The following is a 7,239-nucleotide window of genomic DNA, read 5'->3' as shown; positions in this document are numbered from 1 at the left end:
GCACAAGGTAGAGCGGGGACACGCACAGCAGGATGATCGCCGTTCCGCCGATAAAGGCGGGTAGACGCCCGATCCGTTGGCCAATCGGTGCAGCCGCGAGGCTGCCGATCACTGCAAGCACAGTCGATCCCACCAGCAACTGGCTCATTCCCGACAATGACATGCCGACATCGCTGCCGAGCACTTCGGAAAAAGCCCATGATGCCTGCGTGGATGCCGAGAGCAGCGCAATGGACAGCAACAGCAACCAGCTTGGCCGGGTGAGACTGGCAGCCGGTACCACCAACGCCGCCGGGTTTGCTGACCTCTTTGGCAGCAAGCCCACTAACGGCAGCGCTGTGACGAAGCATCCTGCGAGCAATATGATAACGCCGGTCCAGCCAAGCGCATCGCCAGCGACCGGTAACAGCAACAGCACCACCAAACCGATCACCAACTGTGCCGTAAAAGCATAAGCAAAATTGCGATCAGGTGCGGCGCTTTCGGACAGCACAACGATCGCAATGACGATCAACGGACCGCCGCCGAATATGCTGGCTGTCGCGCGGATGATAAGCAAGACGTCAGGTGAGAGGGTAAACGCCGTCGCCACGATCCCGGCGATCATCACCAGCAACGCCGCCAGCGCGGCTGCCCGCCAGTTGAAGCGGGTTATCCACCAGCGCGCGGTGAGCGCGGCGATCACACCGCCCAGTGACTCTGCACCAGCGAGCAGACCGATTTCGCGCTCGGTCAGCGGCACCCGCTGTGCCAGCAGCGCAAGATAAACCGGGGTTATATAGGTGATGAGCGGGGCGAGCGCGTAGAGCAGCCACGCGGCGCGCGCCGCAAGAACCGCGGGCCGTTCTTCAGCATTGGCGGGGTCAAGCGCCAGCAGCGTGGTTGTCGGATCGCTGCGGCGGGTCAGCTTCATAATCGACTGGAATAACGACATTATTTTGTTTCCGGCGTCATTGGGTGTCGCCGTGATCGCCACGCGGCAAATTCGGGCGCAGGCGCGCCAAAGGCCATGCCAGCAACAGCAGCGGCCCCAGCGCCCATGCTAACCCACATTGAGTCGACAAGCCAAGGCCAAGGCCACCCAGCGCAGGCGCGATCGCCCCGCCGACGGTATAGGCCGCGATGACGATCGATACCGCCAGCGACTGCCCGCGAAACGAGCGGCCTACATGGATCATCGTCAGCGTATAAATCGCGCCGCCCGCGCCGCCCCAGATAATGGCGGCAAGCCAGATCATCGCATCAATGCCCGATCCCAACGGCGCTGCCAGCAGCGACAGTAACAAGGTAGCGCACAATATCTGCATCATCGGCCCGATGCCAAAGCGGTCGGCCAATCGCCCGACCGGATATTGCATCACCAAGCTGGCCACGGCGATGACGCCGGTAAGGATGATTGCGCTATCAGTGGCGATAGCGCCAAGCCGTTCAGCTTGAATCGGGGCCAGTACATTCAACCCGACCTCAAAAACACCGCCGATAAAGCCTAGCGCTGCGAGCGGAAGAAAGACGTGCCACGACGCGTTGCCGCCGGGCGTATCATTTGTGGCAAATTGCACCTTTTCAGCCGTTCCGCCTATCAGCACCGGCAGCCATGATGCGACCGCAAGCCCAATCGCGACATAGCCCGCGCTATCGAGCGTCAGCGCGAACAAAGGCACCAAGAACGGGCCGATGGCATAGGCGGCGGCGACAAGCGTTTGATAGAAGCCAGTTACGCGGCCCAGACTGTCTATCGGAGCAGACCATGCGATCATCGCCTCAACCGCGCTCCAGCGATAGGCGGCGCCAATGCCGACCAACCCCGCGCCGAGGCACAGCGACGCATAATCGCGGCTAAGCGCCGACATCACAATTCCCGCGCTCGACAAGAGCAACCCCGCGCCAAACATCCTGCCAAAGCCGAAACGGCGCATAGCCAGTGGCACCAGCGGCAAGTTAACCAGCAAGGCAGCAAACGGGACAGCTGCATAAAGCCCGACATAGCCGGGGGTCACGCGCTGTTCGTTCATGAACAGCGCGATCAAAGGCAACATCATCGCCACTGCGACAACATCGATCAGGGAGGAAAAAGCGAAGCGCCAAACTGATTGCATATATTCAACGGCGCTACCTGTCACTTGACAGTGTGTCAACTGACAGGTAACACTATGATGATGAAAGCTATGACATGATTACCCGAAGAGCCATGATTGCCAGCGCTGTTGCAGCAGGAGCGATGTCGTCACCGCGAGCTTGGGCGCAGGCGGGACAGTCGCTCGCCCCTTCGACCGTTTACGACGTCGCCATCATTGGCGCTGGGGCCGCCGGTATTGCTGCTGCACGGGCTTTGGCAGGGGCCGGTGCGCGGGTCATTGTGCTGGAGGCGCGCGGGCGTCCTGGCGGCCGCATTGTCACCGACAGTCAAACACTCGGTTTGCCGTTCGACGTCGGCGCCAGTTATATTCACAACGCGCCGATCAATCCGATTACGGCGCTTGCGGCGCAGCAGGGCGTTACAGTCATCCCCAGCGATCGCGAATCGCTTGCCCTGCGAGCCAATAGCCGCAACGAGCCTCGATCAGTCGTCAATCGCTATGTTGCGGCTGACCAACGGCTGATGCGGCGCTCCGAACGCATCGCGCGATCAGGCAACGATCAACCATTCAGCGCCGTGCCGCGCGACATTTACGAACGGCGATTCGTTGATCTCCATTGTGCCACCGATATCGCTGCCGACGCGGATCGGGTGTCGGTGCTTGATATTGCGAGCGCTGGCGCGACCGATGACCGCTTCCCGATTGGCGGTTTTGGTACGATGATGATGCGCGCTGCAACCGGCCTGCCTGTCAACGGCGGAGCAAAAGTCGGCCATGCGGCGGCGTAAAACCAGGCCACGGTGTTACATGCCGGGGGGAGTGGCGTGAGGGCGTAGCCCGAAGGCCACTCCCCCCGGCATTGGCTTGATTTTCAGGGTCTGGTTTTGGCCTTTCGGGCCCGGCTGTGAGCGAGGCGATAGCTTTCGCCGTTCATCTCGAGGATGCTGACGTGATGGGTCAGACGATCGAGGAGCGCGCCTGTGAGGCGCTCGGATCCGAAGGTTTCGGTCCATTCGTCGAAGGGCAGGTTGCTGGTGATCAAGGTGGAGCCGCGCTCATAGCGCTGGGAGATCAGCTCGAACAACAGTTCGGCACCGGTCTTGGAGAGCGGTACGAAGCCCAGTTCGTCAATGATGAGCAGCTTGTATCCGGCCATCTGCTTCTGGAAGCGCAGGAGACGCCGCTCGTCGCGCGCCTCCATCATCTCGCTGACCAGCGCCGCCGCAGTGGTGAAGCCCACCGACAGTCCTTTCTGGCATGCTGCCAGTCCGAGCCCCAAAGCTACGTGCGTCTTCCCGGTGCCCGATGGCCCCAGAGCGATGGCGTTCTCACGCCGCTCGATCCACTCGCAGCGCGCCATCTCGAGCACCTGCATCTTGTTGAGCCTGGGGATGACGGCGAAGTCGAAGCTATCGAGGCTTTTGACGGCGGGGAAGCGCGCGGCCTTGATGCGCCGCTCGACCATACGACGCTCCCTGTCGATCATCTCCATCTCGACGAGACGGGCGAGGAAGCGGATATGATCGACGCCTTCAGCGGCACATTGCCGGGCGAGCTTGTGATGCTCTCGCAGGCACGTAGGCAGCTTGAGGGCCTTGAGATGGTGAGCGAGAAGAATCTCCGGTGCCTGATCGCTCATGCGGCCTCCTGCCTGTCGCAGAGCAGGCTCAGATAGGCTCTGGCAACGGTCTTCTCGACCGTGGTGCGAGGCAGGAAGGGATAGATGTCCAGGTCCAGTCTGGGCGGTACGCGTTCGACCCGGCACAGGACGAGGTGCTTGACGGCATCGAAGCCGATGGCGCCAAGGGCGATGGCCTGTTCCACCGCCGCCTGGAGATCGGCGAGGGTGAACGTTTCCAGCAGGCGCAGCACCTGCACATATTCGCGCCTGCCATGTTTGTGCATGCGCCCTTCCATCAACCGCTGCAGCGTCCCGAACGCTTCGGGCAAATCCCAGCCCTGCAAAGGGGCGGCCTGGTCGAATGCGTTGATCTTCTGCTCGACCAGCGGGAGATAGTGGAGCGGGGCGAAGATAACCTCCTCGCGGGCATAGCAACGAGGATGACGGGCGATAACTTCGCTGCGGCATCCGATCACCACTTCATCGACATAGGCCCTGATCCAGACCTCCTGATGGCCCCAGACTACCGGAACCGAATAATCGTTGGTCTTGTAGCGCACCAGAGATTGCGAGGAGACCCGCCCGCTCGTCTGATCGCAGGCCTCGAAGGGTGTAGCGGGCAGAGGCTGCATGGCCGCCAGATCGCGCTGCAAGCGCTCACCGATCGTCTCGCTCTCCCCGCGCACCTTGTCCTGCTGGCGCTTGCGGCATTGCTCCTCCAGCCACAGGTTGAAGGCCTCCCAGGTCGGGAACTTCGGGATCGGCACCATGAAATTGCGGCGGCAGTAACCTACCAGCCCTTCCACATTGCCTTTCTCGTTCCCCTTGCCCGGGCGGGCATAGCGGTCGCGGATCACGTAATGCGACAGGAAAGCGCTGAACAGCGTGGCACGCTTGCGCGTGCCGTCTGGCAGGATTTTCGCCACAAGGCAGCGATCGTTGTCATAGACGATCGAGCGCGGCACCGCGCCGAAGAACGCGAAGGCATGGACATGTCCGTCCACCCAGGCCTCCGCCACCGCCGCCGGATAGGCTCGCACATAGCAGGCATCACTGTGCGGCAGATCGAGCGCGAAGAAGTAGGCTTTTTGCTCCACCCCGCCGATCTCCACCAGAGCTTCCCCGAAATCGGCCTGTGCATCTCCCGCCGGGTGCGCCAGCGGCACGAACATCTCCCGGCTGCGCTGCTCGCGCTCCCGGATGTAATCCTTGATGATCGTATAGCCGCCGGTGAAACCATGCTCGGTGCGCAAACGGTCGAATACCCGCTTCGCCGTATGGCGCTGCTTGCGCGGGACACCGCGATCCCCCTCAAGCCATCCATCGATGATCCCCACAAACCCGTCCAGCTTCGGGCGCTGCGGTGCAGACTGACGCCGGTAACCCGGCGGCGATGAAAACGACAGCATCTTGCGCACCGTATCGCGCGACACATTGAAACGCTTCGCCGCCGCCCGCTGGCTCATGCCATCCGCGCAAGCCAAACGGACCTGAAGATAAAGTTCCACGCTGTAGATCCCCACACCTCCCTGACTTGGCAGAAAGGCTTCAAGGTGGACGACTTTTACGCCGCCCGCAGCAGGACTATCCCGCCGCTAGCGTGGCCGAATATTGCTCCGCCGTTCTCATTCAATGAAGCGTACATGGTTTTTCCTCCTGATGGTTGATGCGTCGCATCAGGAGATCGAAGGATGTGGGCGACGAGACGGGTCAGGGACCGCGGAACGCGGCCGCGAAGCGGCGATGGGGGTAACGATTTTTCCGGGCTTGCCCGGCAAAAATGGTGGGGCCCCGTCGTCCTTGACGCGTCTCCAAAGCCCGCATCACCCTTGAAATCTCTGTGAGAGAGACCTCTCCAACGTCAGCGGGATTACGCCAACGCCGGCCCCGCCAGCGGTTTTCCTACACGCTTGCCATGTGCCAAACCTGTGTGTGGAGGGGATCAATGGCCAACGAAAGGCGAGATACATGGCGAGGTCCAAAGCCAGCGCACGCGACGCGCTCAAGAAACTTCGTGAACAGCGGGGCGAACTCGATGTCAGGGAGGCACAGCTTCGCGACGAAACCGCCGCCGAACTCGGCAAGATTCTTATCGAATGCGGCGCGGAAATGATCGAACCCGCAGACCTGAAACAGCTTGTCCGTGCGTCGATGACGCTCGGGATCGAGGCAGCATTGCAACGCCTCGCCCCCGCATAAGCACTCCATGCAGCGATGCGCGGGCTCGATGCCCCGCATCGCTGCTAACGCCGGTGTACAAAAGAAAAGGCCCCGATAGCGTGTGCCATCGGGGCCTTGTTCCAGCCATATCGGCTTTCAGTCCTCGTCGATATCGGGCGCCTCTTCATTGCTGCGATTGTTGCCATCTGACCGGCCCTTGGTCAGGAAATCCACCTTGTCGGCGATGATCTCGCAGCCGTAGCGCTTGGTGCCGGTCTGGTCTTCCCACTGGGTGTAGTGGATGCGCCCCTCGACCGTCACCATCTGGCCCTTGCTGCAGAACTTGGCGACGTTCTGGCCGAGGCCATTGAAGCAGGTGATCCGGTGGAATTCGCTATCCTTGGCGGTGTAGCCGTTCTCATCCTTGTAGGTCTTGCCGTCCTTGCGGGCGGGCCGGTCGGTCACAACCGAGATGCTGGTGATGCTGGTTCCGCCAGTGGTGGTGCGGGTTTCGGGATCGCGGGCGATGCGGCCGACGAGGATAACGAGATTGGTCATGGGTTTTCTCCTGATCGCGCAGGTCCGGGGCCATCCCGGCTGCGAACTGACCGTCAGAAGGGGGCGGCAGCCGCTCGCACCGAACGGCGCCAAGGGCGACGGGAGGGGAACCCGGATCGGGACCGGGTGGTGCGGGCAGCCGCGCAGCGGCAACACGGCCGGACCGGATCAGGGTTGCGAGGGGCTGACGCCGCCTTCAGGGAGGGGTTCGCGAAGAGCCGGATGGCCCCGGACTTGTGCCGAGCAGATGACCTGCCATTTCGTGGCATTCTGAGGCCTTGAATGTGCCCCCCCCCAGTCCGCGCGGCAGCTGGTTCCTGCGCTATGCCGCTTTGAGACAGCTGCGGCGCGCCTGTGACTGCGACCGCGACCGCGACCAGAACCGACACCGCCGGGAGACGTCTCGGGGTACTGCGACGGCCGGCGCTGACGGCGCCATTTTGCATGCGAGGATGTGGGCAATCCGGACGGACGTGCTACCCCTGAGCCGGGAATGGACCTCGGTCCAAGCGCATACAAAGTTCATCGGTGGAAGGCTTAGAAGCCAGGCCATGTCCGGTCGCCAGCATGGCTTGCAGATGTTGATCGCCGCAGGCTCAAGCGAACGAAATTAGCCCGAAGGCTGGTCCATCACCATATGGCGCAGCAGCCGCATTCAGGGCAGGATGAGAGCATTTATCTAAAATTCTATGATTAAACAAGAAAAACATATATAAACATCTACACAGACCCTGCACAGCTATGGCAAATCAAACACTTACGCCGCCGATCTGCACGGATTCTGCACAGTGGAGGATGGCGATGGCGTTTATCGCCGATAAA

At 61.6% G+C, this 7,239-nt stretch carries 7 protein-coding genes; 2 read left to right on the top strand and 5 right to left on the bottom strand.

The genetic code is table 11. The features are described 5' to 3' along the window. Both G7020_RS23335 and G7020_RS23330 read right to left on the bottom strand, forming a co-directional pair. Positions 1 to 934, bottom strand: a 934-nt coding sequence (locus G7020_RS23335) for an MFS transporter (protein ID WP_181087196.1), incomplete at its 3' end; no start/stop codon positions are given. A 16-nt stretch (positions 935 to 950) separates the two neighbouring features. Next, positions 951 to 2,096: an MFS transporter gene (locus G7020_RS23330; protein WP_092320676.1), complete on the bottom strand. Its 1,146-nt coding sequence runs from the start codon at positions 2,094 to 2,096 to the stop codon at positions 951 to 953. Between the two features lie 92 nt (positions 2,097 to 2,188). On the opposite strand from G7020_RS23330, the gene G7020_RS23325 reads away from it, so the two are divergent. Then, positions 2,189 to 2,866: an FAD-dependent oxidoreductase gene (locus G7020_RS23325; RefSeq protein WP_167365738.1), complete on the top strand. Its 678-nt coding sequence runs from the start codon at positions 2,189 to 2,191 to the stop codon at positions 2,864 to 2,866. A gap of 83 nt (positions 2,867 to 2,949) precedes the next feature. Here the strand turns inward: G7020_RS23325 and istB are convergent, their stop codons facing one another. Together istB and istA are read right to left on the bottom strand one after the other, a co-directional pair. After that, positions 2,950 to 3,717: an IS21-like element ISSsp5 family helper ATPase IstB gene (gene istB / locus G7020_RS23320; RefSeq protein WP_007011060.1), complete on the bottom strand. Its 768-nt coding sequence runs from the start codon at positions 3,715 to 3,717 to the stop codon at positions 2,950 to 2,952. Then, complete coding sequence (istA, locus tag G7020_RS23315) at positions 3,714 to 5,207, bottom strand: IS21-like element ISSsp5 family transposase (protein ID WP_011608156.1); 1,494 nt, start codon at positions 5,205 to 5,207, stop codon at positions 3,714 to 3,716. The genes istB and istA overlap by 4 nt, the downstream gene beginning before the upstream one ends. 460 nt (positions 5,208 to 5,667) lie before the next feature. Here istA and G7020_RS23310 point away from each other — a divergent pair, with 460 nt between their 5' ends. Beyond that, positions 5,668 to 5,898, top strand: a complete 231-nt coding sequence (locus G7020_RS23310; RefSeq protein WP_037014137.1) for a DUF6437 family protein — start codon at positions 5,668 to 5,670, stop codon at positions 5,896 to 5,898. A gap of 117 nt (positions 5,899 to 6,015) precedes the next feature. On the opposite strand, the gene G7020_RS23305 is transcribed toward G7020_RS23310, so the two are convergent. After that, on the bottom strand, positions 6,016 to 6,417 hold the full coding sequence (locus tag G7020_RS23305; RefSeq protein WP_037014135.1) for a single-stranded DNA-binding protein: 402 nt from the start codon (positions 6,415 to 6,417) through the stop codon (positions 6,016 to 6,018). Positions 6,418 to 7,239 lie beyond the last annotated feature (822 nt).

This window comes from Stutzerimonas stutzeri (assembly GCF_013522825.1).
GTDB lineage: Bacteria > Pseudomonadota > Gammaproteobacteria > Pseudomonadales > Pseudomonadaceae > Stutzerimonas > Stutzerimonas stutzeri_AK.
The sequence above is the reverse complement of the archived record's forward strand: the minus strand, read 5'-3'. Positions and strand labels throughout refer to the sequence as shown.

Coding starts and splice junctions, on each gene's coding strand:
- G7020_RS23330 (WP_092320676.1), bottom strand. CDS start 2,096: ATGCAATCAGTTTGGCGCTTCGCTTTTTCCTCCCTGATCGATGTTGTC.
- G7020_RS23325 (WP_167365738.1), top strand. CDS start 2,189: ATGATTGCCAGCGCTGTTGCAGCAGGAGCGATGTCGTCACCGCGAGCT.
- istB (WP_007011060.1), bottom strand. CDS start 3,717: ATGAGCGATCAGGCACCGGAGATTCTTCTCGCTCACCATCTCAAGGCC.
- G7020_RS23310 (WP_037014137.1), top strand. CDS start 5,668: ATGGCGAGGTCCAAAGCCAGCGCACGCGACGCGCTCAAGAAACTTCGT.
- G7020_RS23305 (WP_037014135.1), bottom strand. CDS start 6,417: ATGACCAATCTCGTTATCCTCGTCGGCCGCATCGCCCGCGATCCCGAA.